Raw genomic sequence first — 16,437 nt, 5'->3', positions numbered from 1 at the left:
TTGGAGATACCGAAATATTCACTGAGTTTCCTCTCTTGAAAACATAATCCCTCGAATACGGTCATTGACTACCTGTCGCTTGATATAGCCTACCTTCCACGGCAGCAGCTTCTGCGAATGCTGCAGCAGTAGGCACGCTTTAAACAACAGATTGGGCTGGCCGTTTCTTCGGTCTGGACTTCAACTTGAGCTGTATTCGACACTGGCTGGATCAATGATTCCGGTAACCCAGACGAGGGAGGCGGACTCAGCAGACCAAGGGCAAGTATGCTAGCAGAAAGTGATTTGAGCAACATGACATTCTCCTCGTAGCTAATGAACTGTAATAAATGGAGATATTCACAGGTTAAATAGCGATCACTGTTTAACCGCGTTGATCGCTATTTAACCGCGTTCCATATCCTTTTGATGCCATACCGACCTCAGTACTTCACCGAAACTTTCACTTTTAGGAGAAATGAGACATATGTAAAAAACTCATTCCGTCAATCAATAATATACAACTGTCGTAAGCAGTCTGAATATCTTGCTAGGGAACGGAAGATGATCTCATAGGTTGAAAATCTCGCAGCAAAACCAAGAGCACAAAGTTGATTTAAGTTACGGCGGTATATGGCATTTTAGCCAAATTCTTGTTGGGAATAGATAGAGGGGATTATTTTTCTGCTTAACTGTGATCCCGACAAAAACTTCGATCATCGCTAACTACAGTCTGAACTTTCATTTTACAAATCTCTAAAAAGCATAAAAAGAGCCATGAGGATCATCGTACTATTTTCGATGATGGTAACCGCAGACATTGGCAGATTAAACACTGTTCCCAGACAGGCGCATTGAATCACCTGGCGTTTTCTTACAGCTTTAATGACGCCAATTAATCCGACTCCCATCACGACAAGTGTGACAGTATTTACTAAAGCCGGTAACCAACCCATTATAAATGCCATCCCAAGCGAAAATTCAAGAAACGGGTATAGCAACGCGTAGAGACGTGACCGTTTTGCCACAATATCATAAGTCGCGAAGGCGTCGGCAAACTTACTTACATCAAGCAGCTTAAAGAAGGCAAAACCTAAAAAGAAGAAACCCATAAAGAAACGCATGAAGTTTTCCCAAACCCATCCCACTTCTTGTGCAGATGTCAAAATTACTGCCGCACCACAGACGTAAAAGATGACGAGAAGCAAGGGCTTATAAGTGCTGATTTTTACCCCCTGTTTCTCATTGGTTAAATGACTCTGCCGTTCTTCGGGAATACCCTCAACGGCCTCCTGATTTTCAGTTATCTTTGCTTCGAATCCAGCTCCCTTCACAGCCTCGACTAGTTTCTCACGAGGGGTAGTGCCGTGCATTTTTGCTGTTACAGTTTTGAGTTCATTTGACAGGTCTGCTTCCCACTCAACAATCTCAGAGTTCTGATCCAGGACTGGCCGTAATTTTTCTAAGCAGGAACTGCACTTCATGTTTGTAGAGACAGTCACCTCTTGAAGTTGATCTACTTGCTTAACTATAGTCATTTTTAATTCTCCGCATTCTATGTGTGACAGGAATATTTATCAGGTGAGATAATTGATTCGATAATAGGGCAACCTGACAGAGTACCACGCCCACTGCACTTCTCATGCAACGACGCCAAGGTTGATTCGAGACGTTGTAGGTCTTCTATTTTATGTCTGATTTCAATCAATTTACGGCCGGCCAGCTGCTTGACCTCTTGTTTTGATGACGAGGGTTTATGTGCAAAACCCAACAACTGTTTCACTTCTGCGAGAGTGAACCCGAGCTGCTGTGCTCGTTTGATAAACTGGATTCTTTCTATTACCTCTGGCGGATACTCCCGAAATGTGGCCTGAGCTATAGGCTGTTCGATCAGCCCCTTTCGTTCATAAAATCGCACCGTCTCAACACCAACTCCCGAACTCTGTGCGACTCGTCCTATTGTCAACTTGCTCATATGCATCTCCTGGAAACATTATAAACTCCGTACCAAGGTACGGAGTCAAGGGGTAATTTCTATGTAGAGTACAAACCAGGAGAGATGCTGGAAATTATCAAGCTTTTCGGCTGCGCATGGCGTCGTTAGTCGCCTGTTTGGTTTTTGTGAAGAAATAGCCACTCACCCAGGAAAATTAAGATTAAACCGACAAGAGAAACATAGATTACCAGCATATCCGTCTGGGCTTTAACTACCAGAAACGCTCCTAAAATGACAACGTCCAATATCATTGCCGTGATTAAGACAAGACTACTGGCCTTCACCTCTTTGCGGAGGTGATAAAATACTCCCCAATGGATGGCGATATCCATGATGAGATAAAAGATGGCACCGAGCGAGGCGATACGACTTAAATCAAAAAAAACCGTTAATAACATTGCCATCACAACGGTATACACCAATGTGTGTTTTTGGATGCTACCTGGCATTCCAAAATGTGAGTGCGGTACTAACTTCATGTCTGTGAGCATAGCCAGCATACGAGAAACCGCAAAGACGCTGGCAATCACACCGGAAACCGTGGCGACAATCGCAAACAATACAGTAAACCATACGCCATAATCTCCAAAAGCAGGCCGAGCGGCTTCTGCAAGAGAATAATCTTTCGCTTTAATGATCTCGTCGACCGTCAGACTTCCCCCCACAGCCAGCGTCACAAGCATATATAGAACTAGACAGAGGGCAATCGAGATGATGATGGCTCGTCCTACATTTTTATGAGGATTTTTAAGTTCGCCACCGCTATTTGTAATAGTAGTAAATCCTTTGTAGGCCAGAATTGCGAGCGCCACAGCTCCCAGAAACTCTCCCGGTCCCGCACCGGTTTGATTAGACGAACTATTTTCGAATGAAAAACCGGAAGCCCACAATCCCCCGATTGCAAAGAGAGCAATCCCGCCAATTTTGATAAATGCAGTGAAAAAGGATAGCTTTTCTATGAATTCGTTACTCAAGATATTCACGAAAAAAGCGAATGCAAGCAAACCGACTCCGAGAGCGACCACTAACCATTCATTTTCGCCGACGTTGAAGAGTTGCAGTGTGTACGTACCAAAGGTCTTCGCGACCAAGCTCTCATTGATGATCATGGAAAAGTACATCAGCAGCGCAAATGCACCTGTTAGCGCTGTTTTACCGTAAGCCTTCTCAAGAAACATGGCGATGCCACCCGCGGATGGATAGGCGTGTGCCATTTTTACATAAGAATAAGCACTGAAAGATGCCACGATTGCTGCTACCAGAAATGCGAGCGGGAACCATTGTTTCGCTAGCTCAGCAACTTGTCCGGTCAGGGCAAAAATACCAGCACCGATCATCACGCCCGTGCCCATCGCAACAGCACCAGTCAAAGTCAGGCTGTTCTTTTTATACTCTGATGAGTTCTCGTCGGAATGTTCCATGAAGTAGCCCGTTAATGCCGTTACTTCGGCTTTGGAGTATTGTGTTGTTTATAGTATTGAGTTCGACATAACATCTTCAACTGATTTCTGTACTGCTCTGTCTAAAAGTAAAGTTCGAATAACTCCCCTTATCCAAGGGCAATTCGCGTGCCAATATGCAGATCTATTCTATCTGATTTAAGAACTGCTATTTACAATCTAAGCTGATAAAATCCAAAACTGAAACGGTTGGTCAGCAATCCCTTTGAACGATTTTCCATCGCTACGGTCTTTAACAAAAACCCTGAATGTAATATTTCACAATTGGTTTGAACTTTCCCATCTCGGTTACACCTGGAATGCGTGTGAACAAAAGTCTTTGTGCTAGTCAGAAAACTTCGCAAGGAATGATTACCATGCCTGTCGACGACAGTTGCGTGAACTATAACGCGACCGATGTTGAGATCGTCGAACCCGTACTATTGAACAATGTCCTCGTACGGTAGAAATTATTTTTCTATTTTGCATCAACGATGCTTGATTTAGCACCTCAGGTTTTATTGTCCAAACTGGATTCCGTGAAAATGATCTAAAAACTGCTCCCTTTCTATTTTGAGCAATACCACGGGTATTATTTCACATTGACCAGATCTACTTTGGAACCGGTGAGAAGATATCGGGGCTAATTTAGACGGCACTCTTCGCCACGAAAAATCACAGAAAGAGGAGAATCGCACTCAGAGTTATCGTGTAGTGGTATTAAACGCGGGTACCAACTTTATTCAAGATGGATTTACGCCAGGCTATATTGAACCAATTATGACTGAATTAACGATAGGTTTTCTACATTGACTTTTCTATTAATTGCACGGGTAAAGAACGTAGTAAGTACCATGACCTTGCCCCCAACCTTGTACCAGTTGGAATGTTAGAGATCCAAGTTAAAGTCATCCCTGGCGCGCCAGGGATGACTTTTTCGCGAACTCTACCGGGGTCTGATTTCCCAGTGAGCTGTGTGGGCGGTTTTCGTTGTAGTCCAGCCGCCACTGGTCGATTTGTTCCTGAGCGTCTTCCAGGCTTAAAAACCAATGCTGGTTTAAACACTCCTGGCGAACTCGCCCATTGAACGATTCAATATACGCATTGTCGGTTGGTTTTCCCAGTCGACTGAAATCCAGAGTCACGTTGTTGAAGTAAGCCCACCAGTCCAGACTCTTTGAAATGAACTCGGGGCCGTTATCCACACGGATTGACTGGGGACAGCCTCGAGCCTCTTTGACACGATCCAGAGCCGCCACCACATCATCTCCAGTTAGCCGTGTTCCCACCTGAATGACCAGACTCTCACGACTAAAGTTATCGACTAACGTCAACAGCCGGAACCGCTGCCCGTTAAACAGCTGATCGGCCATGAAGTCCATGCTCCAACTCTCATTGGTGCGACTGGCTTGTTGCCGTGTTTTTCGAATTTGGCAGCTTCGATTCCGCCGGGGGCGTTTTCGACGCATTTGCAGGCCTTCTTCGATATAGAGCCAGTACACCAGTTTGTGATTGACGTGCCAACCTTCTCGCGAAAGCAGGATATGTAACCGCCGATATCCGTAATGCACGCGGGTACCGGCCAGATCACGTAACCGGATTCGTAATTGGGTCCTCTCGTCTCGAACACTTTTGTAGCGGTGGCTGGCTCGTGGAAAGTTCAATGCCCTGCAAACACGGCGTTCACTTTGACAATAACCCACCTGAAGCCGCTTCACCACTATTCGACGACGATCAGACCTCATACCTTTCCCTAGCCTTGGCGGCAATCATCCTCTCCAAGAAGTACTGTCAGTCTCGGATTCCTTCTGAAGAACTCACCAAATCAAATGCGTCCGGTTAGGCTTATCGTGGCTATAGCCTCATTCATTAGAGCAACCACACATTCCGCAATTCGCTTGCTAGAGGGTAAGCTCCTCTTTCTGGATGTGATATCCTACAGTCGAGGATTGTCCATCGCTGGTGGCGTGACCGTTGCTTACGTTCTTGTCCCTCTTCTTTCTAAATCTCAGGGACGCCACGAAGTCCTCCGCAAGCCCCGGCGGATGGCGGCTACGAATGTGTCGCATAAAACCTGCTATGCTTGTTGGTCTACTAGGTTTGGTCTTCGTCTATGGATTGGAGCAGGCAGCCAATCGCTCAAAGGATATATCCATGCAACCAGCAACCAAGTGTTTTGGCTGCATATCGTTTCGTATGCCATCTACAATGTTCTGTTGGGTATCATTCATGGAGACACATCACTAGTGAAGACGTAAAAAGATCGATTGGTAACATACAGAGTTTATAAAAACTGTCAGGTGAATTAGTTCCTATTTTACGGAATAAGCAGAATGTGCGCGGCTCTTGGATAAAGCAGAGCTGTACAGACAGACGAGTCTATCTCTAAACGGTTTCGTTTTACTGAAACAGTTGCGCATGCATTATTTCATTGTCTCAGATCGTTGTTCTGTATTTCTGGACTGCGATACTCCAATCCATTCTGATCAGAATTTAGTCTGAGGTCTTATATGCCAGCTTCAATATCCCGTAAGGTCTTGCTGTTACTGATGATACTCGGCAGATCCTGTGTGCCTCAATTACTATTTGCCCAGGGTGCTTTCCCCTTTGTCCCACCTGCTGCAAAACCCCAAAACGCCGGTGCTTCCGAAGATCAAGTCGGGCGACGGTTTATTCCCCCCATGTCCTTCCCTCAGTCACCTGCTGGTGTGGAAAGCCTGATGAAGCAGGAGACACCACAGCCCTCAGAGACAGATCTCAGCCTGGATGCGCTGTTAATGATGGCAACGGAAAATAATCCGACGTTGGTTCAAGCACAACATCAGATTCAGGGGACACTAGGCAAGGCCCTTGAAGCCGGACTGTATCCTAATCCGACTTTCTATTATATTGCCGAACAGATCTTCGTGGATTCTTCCACCGACACCGACACGCCGGGAGAATTTCAAGGCGGCGCCATTCAACAGGAAATCGTTACCGCCAACAAGCGGGCGATCAGTCGGCGAAAATACCAACAGCGTGCGAAAACAGCGGAATGGATGGCAGTAACTCAACAGTGGAGGGTCTGTAATGATGTCCGGATCCATTTCTGGAAAACGCTGGGCCATCGACAGATCGTCGACATACGCCGTGAATTGCTTAAAGCAGCGGAAGACTCTGCACTGACAACTCGCGAGCGGTTCAACCAGGGGCAGGCCACACAGGCTGAACTTCATCTTTCTAATGTATCCCTGCAACGCACCCGGCTTTCTTTGCTCAATGCCGAAAACATGTATCGTAGCCAGTTTGCCATGCTCAGCTCCCTGGTAGGAGTGGAACTGGAGCCGCAACCGCTCAAGGGCGAACTTGCGGAAGATATGGAATCAATGATTGATTTCAACCAAGCAGTCGAAAACCTGTATACCGACAGTCCTGAAGTTCTGGCAGCCACAGCGAAGTGGCAGGCAGACTGTATCACCCTCGAGCGAGAACGAGTCGAACCTGTCCCCAACATTTTTGTGAAAGCAGCCACGGGATACAATCATGAGTCTCGTGAGCCGGTCGCCTCGGTGCAGGTCTTCATGGAAGTGCCGATCTTTGATCGCAATCAGGGTACGATCAAGCAGGCCGAGGCCGACCTGGCCCGCCAGAATGCAGAAATCCGACGCACAAAACTCAGACTGCGTCAGAACCTGGCGTTGCACTACCAGAAATATTTGACAGCACTCCAGCATGTGATAGAATTCAAATCGGTCATCCTGCCTGAAGCAAAGGCCGCTTATGCGAACCAGCTTGATGCCTATAAGGAAAATCGACAGAACTGGGGAGAAGTCCTGAAAACCCAGCGGGAGTATTATCAACTGCGGGAGCACTATGTGCATCAGCTCATTGCGTGGCGCAGCAATGAAACATTGATCAACGGATTTCTCCTCCATGGGGGCTTAAAGGCCGCAGAATCTCCCACGCCCCCCGGTCATATCGATTCCGTCGCTCAACCTCGCTAATCGGATGCGCCGTCTGCTTACAGCCTTTTACTCGCTTAGATTTTTAAACAGGAGTTCTGGTATGTCTGACTCATCCTCCCGGCGCGCCTTTCTGAAAAATGGAACTGTAGGCACTTTTGCTGCATTAAGCGCCGGTACCTCGGCTGCGGCAGCGTTATCAAATGGGCATCAGGCATCTCAAGCTTCAGAGAAACACGAAGTTCAGGACGAATATGACGGATTCTCGCGTTTTCGTCCCAGCCGCGGAAATGATCCCGACAGCGATTATTATATCGGCAAGCGGGTTCCCGGTTTTCGCAACCCCGCTGACGGCCCGGCCCCCTTTATCGCGAATGATCTGGATAAGCTACCCTGGAAGATGAAAAATGGCGCCAAGGAGTTCCATCTGGTCTGTGAACCCGTCGCACGGGAGTTCCTGCCCGGCCATTGGATGAATGTCTACGGTTTTAACGGTTCCATGCCCGGTCCCACAATTGAAGTGACCCAGGGGGATCGTATTCGGATCATCGTGCATAATGAATTACCGGAGGAGACTTCGGTCCACTGGCATGGCTTCGAGATGCCAGTGCAATATGATGGTGCTGATACAATGACGCAAAATCCCATCAAGCCGGGAAAAACTTTTAAATACGAATTTGATGTACATGAAGAAGGGACTTTCTTCTACCATTCGCATGTGGCGATGCAAGAAGCCTTTGGCATGGTGGGCTGGTTTATCGTGCACCCCAAAAAAGTCTGGGATCCCCCGGTCGACCGCGACTTCGGCGTCATCTTTCAGAACTTCCGCATCGATCCAATGCAGACCGTCGCCAACAGTTGGAGTATGGACTGGAACTGGCATACGATTAACGGGCGAAGCGGTCCCTATGCCACGCCCCTGGTCTGCAAGCATGGCGAACGCGTGCGTGTGCGCCTCCTGGATTTCAGTCCCGTGCAGCACCATCCCATCCATATGCACGGGCACACTTTCTGGATAACCGGCCACGAGGGGGCACGTATCCCTAAATCCGCCTGGATCCCCCGCAACACCGAACTCGTCGGCGTCGCTCAGGCAGCTGACTTTGAATTCATCGCCAACAACCCCGGCGACTGGATGTTCCACTGCCACATGGTGCATCACATGATGAATCATATGGTAGAACAAGTCGGCCCCCGTATGCGGGAAAATGCCAAAGTCGACCGCTACCTCACCAGCCTTGATACACGGCCTCGGGTCAAAATGCATCAGGATCCCAAATTCGAAATTCCCGGTTATCCGCAGAAAATGCAAGGCATGACCATGACGAAGCCCATGATGAAAAAACTCTGGTCCCGCAGGGAAGTCAAAGGAATGCGAGCCAACGTCATGATGTCTATGGCCGGCCTGATGACCTCCGTCCGTGTCCTGCCTGGTGACCTTTACGAGCGCGTCATGGATACACAGGAAGAAATTCCCAAAGGTTCTATTTTTGAAGAGATTGTCAAACGCTTCGGCACGATTGAAGATTACGAACCCACTCCGCCCGACGTGATGCAGAAAATGCACAACGATGATTGATTCCGGGCTCGGTGGAAAGCATCCCCTCCCGAATTAATTGCTGGTCTATTACAGATTTCTCGCTGACTGATTGTTCAACATTCATCAGATTGGACCTACGATTGTTTGCATTATCGCTAACACGACGACGCCGGGCCATTCGGATATTGACCGTGCTGATTGTCACGAAATTTCTGGCATTTTTGCGCGAGTTCTCGCTCTTGGGAAAAGTACAGTCCTTTGGGCAATGAAACAGGGATCATTGCCGCCCGAAATGGCTCTTACAAGGTGAGGCAGCGATCACAGGGTGAAATCGCCGGTGGAGATCATGAATTGCGTAAACCCAACCGTTCGAATCCCTCCCACTAAGCCTCTCCTCACGCTCATTTTCTGACAACGTTAAGTTCTATTCACATCCGACAGCTCTGAGCTCGATTTGCACCCATCCATGATTTTCTCACCGCGATACGCGCTTCTTGCAGTTGCCCTGGTATCTCTTGGCTAGTCCCAAAGTACATCTCGTCAGGGGCTGATTGCTATAGCTTATGCGGCACTTCTGTGCAAGATGTCAAATTCTCGACATAGTGTAAATTATTGATTATTTAAGTGGAATAATTAACGGATAAATCAAAGTGACATGTGGTATTACTTCTGATACATCTTACCGTCTTCCATTTCATAGATTGTGTCAAATACATCCAGAGCTCTATGGTCGTGCGTTACAACAATCACACCTGCCCCGCGAGAGTGAGCAACCTGAGCAAAAAGTTCCATCACTTGTCTTCCTCGTTTGCTATCCAGTGCTGCCGTGGGTTCATCTGCCAGTATCACATTAGGTTGATTAGCCAGGGCACGCGCTACAGCAACTCGCTGTTGCTGGCCTCCTGAAAGCATCGAAGGCAGATTGTCTGAACGTTCTCCAATTCCGAGTTCATCTAGCAATTGTTGAGCTTTGTCTTGAGATTCTCGTTTAGAGTTACCATTGAGCTCCAGGGAGATTTGCACATTTTCAAGAGCGGTTAAAAACGGAATTAAATTTGATTTCTGAAAAACATATCCTATATGCTGGCGCCGAAAAGAACGAAGATTCGATTGGCTTTGCTGACCTTCCAAAACCAGCTGCCCGCCGATAGTTACTGTTCCAGAGGTGGGCGGATTAATAAGTCCAACAGCAGTAAGAAATGTGGATTTACCGGAACCACTTGGCCCTAAAAGAGCAGCAATTTCCCCGCGTTTCAATTGAAGTGATGCACTTTGCATGGCGATCACTTCCGTATTACCACTACCGTAAATTTTAGTCAGATTGATTGCTTCAATCGCATAATAATTATCCATAAACCTCTTCTTTTAAGATAGAGCTTCATTAGGAGAAACTCGCATGGCTTTCCAGATCCCTAAGAGACTTGATACAATAGAGATAACCAGAACAATGAATGCCAGCTGATATAAATCAGATTCTAAAAGAATCACACGTCGAGGGAACAGCGGAAAGACTTTCTGCCCCAAGAGATACGCTATTACAAAGCCGAGTACCCCTAACACCAGGGCTTGTTGCATAATTAATCCTACGATAACGTGATTGGGAGCTCCTATCAGTTTTAATAATGCAATAGAATGGATCTTATCCAGTGTCAGTGTGTAAAGAATCAATGCCATGATGACCGCTGCGATAACAGTCAATAGAATTTTGAAAAGGCCGATCTGGCGTCGAATTTTTTCGACACTGCCTTTCAGAAGCAACTCTCGTTGACCTGACTTTGTGAAAACGGAGACGTCTCCCCAGCCAGAAAATGTTCTGGTGACTTGATTCAGATCTGCCCCAGGAGCGAGAGTTACCATGACTGCAGTCAGTTGAGGTCGAGAAATCGCTGGTAGTTCATTTGAAGGTCTTTCTGCCAGATCCAGATTGGATGGTTGCTGAAGTCCCATTTCGCTTCGTTCGCCACGTGCTTTTCGTGAAGCCCTTTCCAGACGGACAGCTTCGCCTGCAGCATCAGACTGAATCGCCTGTGCATCTGCAACTGTGAAAAACCCGATTCCGTCCCCATTGGAACTAATCATGCTCTGTGAAATACCAACAACCAGATAAACATCTTTCCCTAGTTTGATCGTCTCGCCTAGTTGAAGGCCGAGTGATTCGTCTGCAATCATCTCAAAATGATTCTGGCCCAGCGGGCGTCCTGATATCAGTGGTATCCATTCGCCTTTGTCTGTTGGCCAACTTAGTCCTAATACTGCGATTCGCAATGGCTTATCATTTCTTACGCGCTGAATTGTGTGGTAAATGAAATCTCTGGTCGACAGAACACCAGGGACTGATAAAGCGCGTTGGGTAAGATTCGATGGGACTTGAGACAGTTCTGCAAACGGTCCTCTTGTATGTTTCTGTACAATCCAGAGATCAGCTCCAATCTTATCAATGAGAAGGGTCGCATCCTCTACGATTCCACGATAGATCCCTCCCATACCCATGACAACCATTAGAAGCATTCCAACTCCGAATGTGGTCAGAGCGAAACGACCAAGATTATGTCGTATATCCCTTGCGGCTAGATTCATGGTGTTATAATTCTTCGATTATTTTTTAAACCATTTTTAATATCTGTGGCAATGACAACCTTGTCTCCCGTGTTCAATCCCCTGAGGACCTCTACCGCATCCCGATTACGTAATCCCACCTCTATTGGTTGCCAGACAGCAAAGCCATCTCTATTTATATAGACTCCATCCTCACCTCCTTCTTTCATCAAAAATTTGGTCGGAAGCAGGATGACATTTTTCTTTTCAGCTGTTTTAATATAGACTTCGGCACGCTGACCAACAGCCCAGTTTCGTGGTAGCTCAAGAACTCCGACATCGACAATGAATTCTCTTGTCTCACGGTCTGCCTCCAGTCCCAGACGTGTGACTCTTCCAAGATAAGTATGATGTGGCTCTGATCGGAATAACACTCTAGCTGATTGCTCTGATTCGAGATGAGCAATCTCCGTCTCATCTACCCATGCGCTGATCCACAATTCATCAGTGGCGATGATATTTAATATAGTGCTTCCAGGGACAACCACATCTCCAGGTTCCCGAATTCGTTTGACGACGATTCCACCAAATGGAGCTGTTATTTCAGCATCCTGCAGTCTTGCTCTCTGATACGCTAATGTTTTCTCTGCAGTTATTAGTTCTTTTTTCCCTTCGATGATAGCGGCCTCTGATTGGGAGACTCCAGAGACAGCAATTGCTAATGCTTCAGTTGATTGATCTACCTCAGCCTGGCTTGCCGCACTCTTCTCGAATAGGGATGTGATGCGACTATGGCTTTTAGTTGCCTGTTCGAATACTGCTGTGGCGCGTTCTCGATCTGTCTCGAGTCGATCAATTGCAGCTGCACTTGCTTCGAACTGCGCTTGTGCAATCGCCACTTGTTGCTTTAATTCTTCGTCATCGAGACGTACAAGAAGCTCGCCTTTCAGCACTCGATCCCTCTGATCGACTAGGATATCTTTAATTCTCCCTGAGATCTTAGGACTAATCCTTGTGGAAACACGTGCTTCCAGAGTTCCTGTTCCAAGAACTTCGGAGATCATGGGGCCTTGTGAAATCTGATGTTCTATTACTGTAACAGGAGCATATCTGAACCAGAGAATAAGCCCCCCTATGGTCAGTACAATGAGTGATATTTTTAGTAATCGCCTGCCCCATATATTGATACGAATCTGGTTATTTTTCATCAGGAACGGCACCTCATATTCTGGCCCGATGCTCCATGGATTGGCTCGGTGGTCACGATGACGATTTTTCGGTTGATTTGAATTATGAAAAAATTGTACATGAATTAAACGAATTTAATGGGAGTGCAAAGTAGACCACTCCCCTCGGGAGTTAAGTTGGTAATTAATTCTTGGAGTTCAACTATGAATAGCCTCAGAACAAAATAGAAATTATGGAACATGCTCCAATAGTTAGTCATATTATCCTCGGGGGAAGTCCACAAAGCCTGATTTTATCATGTAAACACATCAACAAGACAGAGTCCAGAACGTTTTAAACGTTTAATGACTCTCGACTTGATCATCATCTGAAAACTCACAAAAGTAAATCAACGATCTCATGGTTCATCAACTTGAAATCTACTAATACGAAGACCAGACGAAGTTAACGTGAGACTGAAATTAACTTTATCTTATTTGTATTCTTCCCTGGTACCAATCGGATCTTGGTATTATTCCAAGTAGGTCGTTGCCTGGGAGGTACGATATTATTTGATGTTCCAATTGGCTCAATTGGGATACCTGGAAACTTTGTATCCAGTTTCTTATTCGAATTGAGATCACAATAAACGAATACTGAATAATCACCGGGAACAAGTTTATCAAAGGTTACGATTGAATTGCCCGCACGTGACTTATTGTCAACCACAGAGTGATAGCCCTTCCATTTTTCTCGATCAGATGTGGCCATTTTAGGAGTGAATGCTTTGGGGTCCTTGAAAAGAATGACAGTGATAATGGCACCTTCTGAGGGAATGCTGCCCACCTCAACCGTAAGGCTTGATTGATTCTCTTCGGCATAGCTTGTTTGTGCTAACAAGCATGTCGAGAAAATGGTTAAATAAAAAGAGCGATTCAGTAATCGGGTCAGCATAGTCAATTCTTTCCTTGATTTGATTGTCAATAAAGGCTTTGAGGCAAACAGGCTGTGGTGTGCCAATGTGTAAATATTCTTTTGCCAAACCACAACGGAATATGGACAAAAGCACAGACTTCATTTCTGGAGTAGGATTATTGTATCTAAAGCATCCCAGTGGGTCAAATTGAAATTTTAAATTGAAATTTGAATTTCAGAATGTAATTAGACGAAAGACCCATGAAGTGAAAACCCAGAATCGTGCACACCAGAGTCATGATAATTTCCCGGATGCAAGCGGTGTTATTGTGTAACTACATAGTAATATTTTCGCTCATCGCACAGATTACTTCTCGATCAGGACTAGCTTTGTGGTCAGACAACTCTGATATGGCAGAATGCAACGATTTCCTGTTGAGTCTTACATGCATCTATTATTTCATAACTCGTTTCATGTTTGAGAGCTATTATTTAATTGATATGATCAGGGAACTCTGACAAGGATTTCCTAGAAATGCGCTCAACAGTATTTTCGAGTGCTTGAACGGGTTTTATTTCATGAGTGCAAAAACTGAGGGTGAATTGAATGAAAAAAGGCAAACAAAAAACTATCCCAGCAAAAAATGAAGGGGCAGTGTCAACCACTCGCCAGAAAATTTTAGAAGTTGCTGGGCAGGTGTTTGCTGAAAAGGGGTTTGATCGTGCAACCAGCAAAGAGATCACGGAGCTGGCAAACACGAATGCAGCTTCTGTAAATTACTATTTTGGAAGTGTGGAAGAACTATATAAGGCTGTACTTCATGAAGCTGCATCTAGATTAATCACGACTGATTCCATTAGAAGTACTATAGAAGCAAAATCTGATCCGCATGCAAAGTTATATGGGTTCGTGGGGATTTTTGTCCAAGCTCTAACCAGCCCGATTTCTTCCTCTTGGGTATTACGCGTCATTAGTCGAGAACTTGTCCATCCCACTTCCGTTACTGCATCCTTCAAAGGAAAAGAGAGAATCGAAAGGATTTTTATTCTTAAAGGCATTGTTAGCGAATTGATGGGATTACCAGTGAATCATCCCGCAGTGGAACGTGGATGTTTAAGTATCATAGGTCCGTGTTTTATGTTACTTATTTGTGATCGCCCTTCTCTCCAAGAAATGTTCCCCAACCTCGGTTTTGCACAAAAAGATGCTCCTTCCCTGGTTAACCACTTGGCCGAATACGCACTGGCTGGAATCGCTTCCATTGTAAATGAAATCGATTCCAAGTAGTTGAAGAAATAAATTGACTTTATGCTTCGAATAGCATGTTTGATTGGACGTCTCTGAATGCGTTTCTGACGTGTCCCCTTAACTGGATCCAGAACTTGATATACTAATCAGGATTTTGAGCTTGCGGGCACTTCGGTCACCGGAGTGTCCGATTCAGCCTAGCGTGAAGCAAAGGCAATTTGGTACGTCGCCATCCTCGTTTTAGATTTCAAAATATCGGCAGGATGATCCAGGCAGACGGCTGGAATGTAATGCTACTTCCAGTAGTCTTTCATGTATGGATGAACCTCTCTCTCTGTCATCTGATTTTAACCAGGCTATTCCCTGGCATGAGACAACCAGTGCCTGTGATCCCGTAGATTTAACCTTTTATGCAACCAGATTAGAAGATGATACTTTTTTCATAGCAGTTTCTGAGTAGGGATTTTAATTGCCAATTGTTGAGATAGGAAAGTTTTTAATATGTGGTCTGGAGTCCAGGATGTCAAATCTTTCAGAAAATTAGCTCTGACTTGCTAAGTATTCGGTCACTTCTCTGATAGGTAAAGAAAGGGGTAGCGGGCCACCACTACTGGTGACCCGCTATAAAATCGCATTTCAAATTTGTAATGCTGAAAATATTATACTTCAGTGTTTTCATTTTACAGTAACTTCACCAGCAAGCAGATTGAAGGTCGAATCAAAGTCAACGGGAATGCCTCGCAGCCAACGCGTAAACTGGTGAATCATTATTCCAGCAGCAATGCTCGCTGCATAAATTGTACTGCGAGACGTACAGCTGCCAGTTTGAGCCTCAGCCTGTGAGAACAATGTTTCTGAATACCGACCAAAGTCATTAGTAGACGAAACTGCCAGGACCCGAATGATTTCGCCCAACATTCTGCCGTCTGTCCAGAATTCACATTTTTTGCTGACGGACCGCCAGATTGCAGATCGTGCTGAAATGGAATCAACACAGCAGAAAACTGCTTCACCGATAGGTATTGTTGCTCGATAGCGGTCGTTATGCGTCGTCACCTGAATTGAATCATCCAGTTCCTGAATAGCCTTGGCTGTTGCTTCTACTTTAGTTCGCCCCAGATCGTGCACCTGATATCCCTGAGTCGTAATATTCGTTAACTCAACAATATCAAAATCAATCAACTGTATCCGCGGCGTCCCAATGGCCGCCAGTTGCAGGGCGACCTGACGACCAATCGCTCCCACCCCGATGACGGTTGCCGTCAGCTGGGAAAGCCGTTCCGCCGGGATCAAATCACTCTGTCTCTGGAAACGATCCGTAGTCATATTTAAAGTGTTCAAATTTGTTCTCCTTTCAATCCGTATTCAGCAAAGAGCCAGTCCTCTTCCCAGTCATAGTCTGCGGCCCGTTCAAACTCAGACTGGAACAGGCGACTTTTATGTTGCGGATGCACGTGCGTTAAATATTCATCATCCCAACGTTCTGGATCACAACCCGCAAATGCGTGAGAGTAATCCCGTTTGACTGGGATTTCGTATTCGGCCGTGGGTCCCACATTAAATTTTAATCGAGCATATGTTCGTCCTTGCCGCGCCAGGATGAACATCACGGCCCAGTCGGATCGACCAAACACACGGCTAAAGGTTTTTTCATCGATCTGGCTGGGTAACGGACA

The 16,437-nt window shown here is 45.9% G+C and carries 12 protein-coding genes and 1 pseudogene; 3 read left to right on the top strand and 10 right to left on the bottom strand.

Going from position 1 to position 16,437, the window contains the following annotated elements:
* Positions 1-725 precede the first annotated feature (725 nt).
* The 4 genes from AACZ40_RS14530 to AACZ40_RS14515 all read right to left on the bottom strand — a co-directional run bounded on the left by AACZ40_RS14530 (position 726) and on the right by AACZ40_RS14515 (position 5,159).
* A complete protein-coding gene (locus AACZ40_RS14530) occupies positions 726-1,517 on the bottom strand; it encodes a MauE/DoxX family redox-associated membrane protein (protein WP_291170377.1) in 792 nt (263 codons plus the stop codon).
* Positions 1,518-1,534: 17 nt separating this feature from the next.
* The gene (locus AACZ40_RS14525; protein ID WP_291170375.1) at positions 1,535-1,954 is read right to left on the bottom strand and encodes a MerR family DNA-binding protein; all 420 of its coding nucleotides are present in this window, start codon (positions 1,952-1,954) and stop codon (positions 1,535-1,537) included.
* Positions 1,955-2,079: 125 nt separating this feature from the next.
* Entirely contained in the window at positions 2,080-3,396 is a 1,317-nt protein-coding gene (locus AACZ40_RS14520; RefSeq protein WP_291170373.1) for an APC family permease, read from the bottom strand.
* Positions 3,397-4,322: 926 nt separating this feature from the next.
* Positions 4,323-5,159 carry an IS3 family transposase gene (locus AACZ40_RS14515; protein ID WP_291170371.1) on the bottom strand — a complete coding sequence of 279 codons (837 nt, stop codon included), beginning with the start codon at positions 5,157-5,159 and terminating at the stop codon, positions 4,323-4,325.
* A gap of 765 nt (positions 5,160-5,924) precedes the next feature.
* Here AACZ40_RS14515 and AACZ40_RS14510 point away from each other — a divergent pair.
* A complete protein-coding gene (locus tag AACZ40_RS14510; protein WP_291170370.1) occupies positions 5,925-7,397 on the top strand; it encodes a TolC family protein in 1,473 nt (490 codons plus the stop codon).
* A gap of 61 nt (positions 7,398-7,458) precedes the next feature.
* Complete coding sequence (locus tag AACZ40_RS14505; protein ID WP_291170369.1) at positions 7,459-8,934, top strand: copper oxidase; 1,476 nt, start codon at positions 7,459-7,461, stop codon at positions 8,932-8,934.
* A gap of 624 nt (positions 8,935-9,558) precedes the next feature.
* On the opposite strand, the gene AACZ40_RS14500 is transcribed toward AACZ40_RS14505, so the two are convergent.
* The 4 genes from AACZ40_RS14500 to AACZ40_RS14485 form a co-directional block, all read right to left on the bottom strand.
* Entirely contained in the window at positions 9,559-10,248 is a 690-nt protein-coding gene (locus AACZ40_RS14500) for an ABC transporter ATP-binding protein (RefSeq protein WP_291170367.1), read from the bottom strand.
* Between the two features lie 12 nt (positions 10,249-10,260).
* Positions 10,261-11,472 (bottom strand): ABC transporter permease, encoded by a 1,212-nt coding sequence (locus AACZ40_RS14495; RefSeq protein WP_291170365.1) that lies wholly within the window; start codon positions 11,470-11,472, stop codon positions 10,261-10,263.
* Positions 11,469-12,638: an efflux RND transporter periplasmic adaptor subunit gene (locus AACZ40_RS14490; RefSeq protein ID WP_291170363.1), complete on the bottom strand. Its 1,170-nt coding sequence runs from the start codon at positions 12,636-12,638 to the stop codon at positions 11,469-11,471. The genes AACZ40_RS14495 and AACZ40_RS14490 overlap by 4 nt, the downstream gene beginning before the upstream one ends.
* 424 nt (positions 12,639-13,062) lie before the next feature.
* Positions 13,063-13,551: a DUF2141 domain-containing protein gene (locus AACZ40_RS14485; protein WP_291170361.1), complete on the bottom strand. Its 489-nt coding sequence runs from the start codon at positions 13,549-13,551 to the stop codon at positions 13,063-13,065.
* 568 nt (positions 13,552-14,119) lie between these two features.
* Here AACZ40_RS14485 and AACZ40_RS14480 point away from each other — a divergent pair.
* Positions 14,120-14,800: a CerR family C-terminal domain-containing protein gene (locus AACZ40_RS14480; RefSeq protein WP_291170359.1), complete on the top strand. Its 681-nt coding sequence runs from the start codon at positions 14,120-14,122 to the stop codon at positions 14,798-14,800.
* Between the two features lie 636 nt (positions 14,801-15,436).
* On the opposite strand, the gene AACZ40_RS14475 is transcribed toward AACZ40_RS14480, so the two are convergent.
* Positions 15,437-16,102 carry a ThiF family adenylyltransferase gene (locus AACZ40_RS14475; RefSeq protein ID WP_339674780.1) on the bottom strand — a complete coding sequence of 222 codons (666 nt, stop codon included), beginning with the start codon at positions 16,100-16,102 and terminating at the stop codon, positions 15,437-15,439.
* Positions 16,099-16,437 (bottom strand): annotated as a pseudogene (locus AACZ40_RS14470) (hypothetical protein); the annotation flags it as partial. The gene AACZ40_RS14475 and the pseudogene AACZ40_RS14470, both read right to left, overlap by 4 nt.

Origin of the sequence: uncultured Gimesia sp. (genome assembly GCF_963972345.1) — a bacterium.
In the GTDB taxonomy this organism is placed as follows: domain Bacteria; phylum Planctomycetota; class Planctomycetia; order Planctomycetales; family Planctomycetaceae; genus Gimesia.
The sequence above is the reverse complement of the archived record's forward strand: the minus strand, read 5'-3'. Positions and strand labels throughout refer to the sequence as shown.

What these genes read in the sequence shown, in the direction of transcription:
- AACZ40_RS14530 (WP_291170377.1), bottom strand. Translation starts at nt 1,517, where the DNA reads ATGACTATAGTTAAGCAAGTAGATCAACTTCAAGAGGTGACTGTCTCT.
- AACZ40_RS14525 (WP_291170375.1), bottom strand. Translation starts at nt 1,954, where the DNA reads ATGAGCAAGTTGACAATAGGACGAGTCGCACAGAGTTCGGGAGTTGGT.
- AACZ40_RS14520 (WP_291170373.1), bottom strand. Translation starts at nt 3,396, where the DNA reads ATGGAACATTCCGACGAGAACTCATCAGAGTATAAAAAGAACAGCCTG.
- AACZ40_RS14515 (WP_291170371.1), bottom strand. Translation starts at nt 5,159, where the DNA reads ATGAGGTCTGATCGTCGTCGAATAGTGGTGAAGCGGCTTCAGGTGGGT.
- AACZ40_RS14510 (WP_291170370.1), top strand. Translation starts at nt 5,925, where the DNA reads ATGCCAGCTTCAATATCCCGTAAGGTCTTGCTGTTACTGATGATACTC.
- AACZ40_RS14505 (WP_291170369.1), top strand. Translation starts at nt 7,459, where the DNA reads ATGTCTGACTCATCCTCCCGGCGCGCCTTTCTGAAAAATGGAACTGTA.
- AACZ40_RS14500 (WP_291170367.1), bottom strand. Translation starts at nt 10,248, where the DNA reads ATGGATAATTATTATGCGATTGAAGCAATCAATCTGACTAAAATTTAC.
- AACZ40_RS14495 (WP_291170365.1), bottom strand. Translation starts at nt 11,472, where the DNA reads ATGAATCTAGCCGCAAGGGATATACGACATAATCTTGGTCGTTTCGCT.
- AACZ40_RS14490 (WP_291170363.1), bottom strand. Translation starts at nt 12,638, where the DNA reads ATGAAAAATAACCAGATTCGTATCAATATATGGGGCAGGCGATTACTA.
- AACZ40_RS14485 (WP_291170361.1), bottom strand. Translation starts at nt 13,551, where the DNA reads ATGCTGACCCGATTACTGAATCGCTCTTTTTATTTAACCATTTTCTCG.
- AACZ40_RS14480 (WP_291170359.1), top strand. Translation starts at nt 14,120, where the DNA reads ATGAAAAAAGGCAAACAAAAAACTATCCCAGCAAAAAATGAAGGGGCA.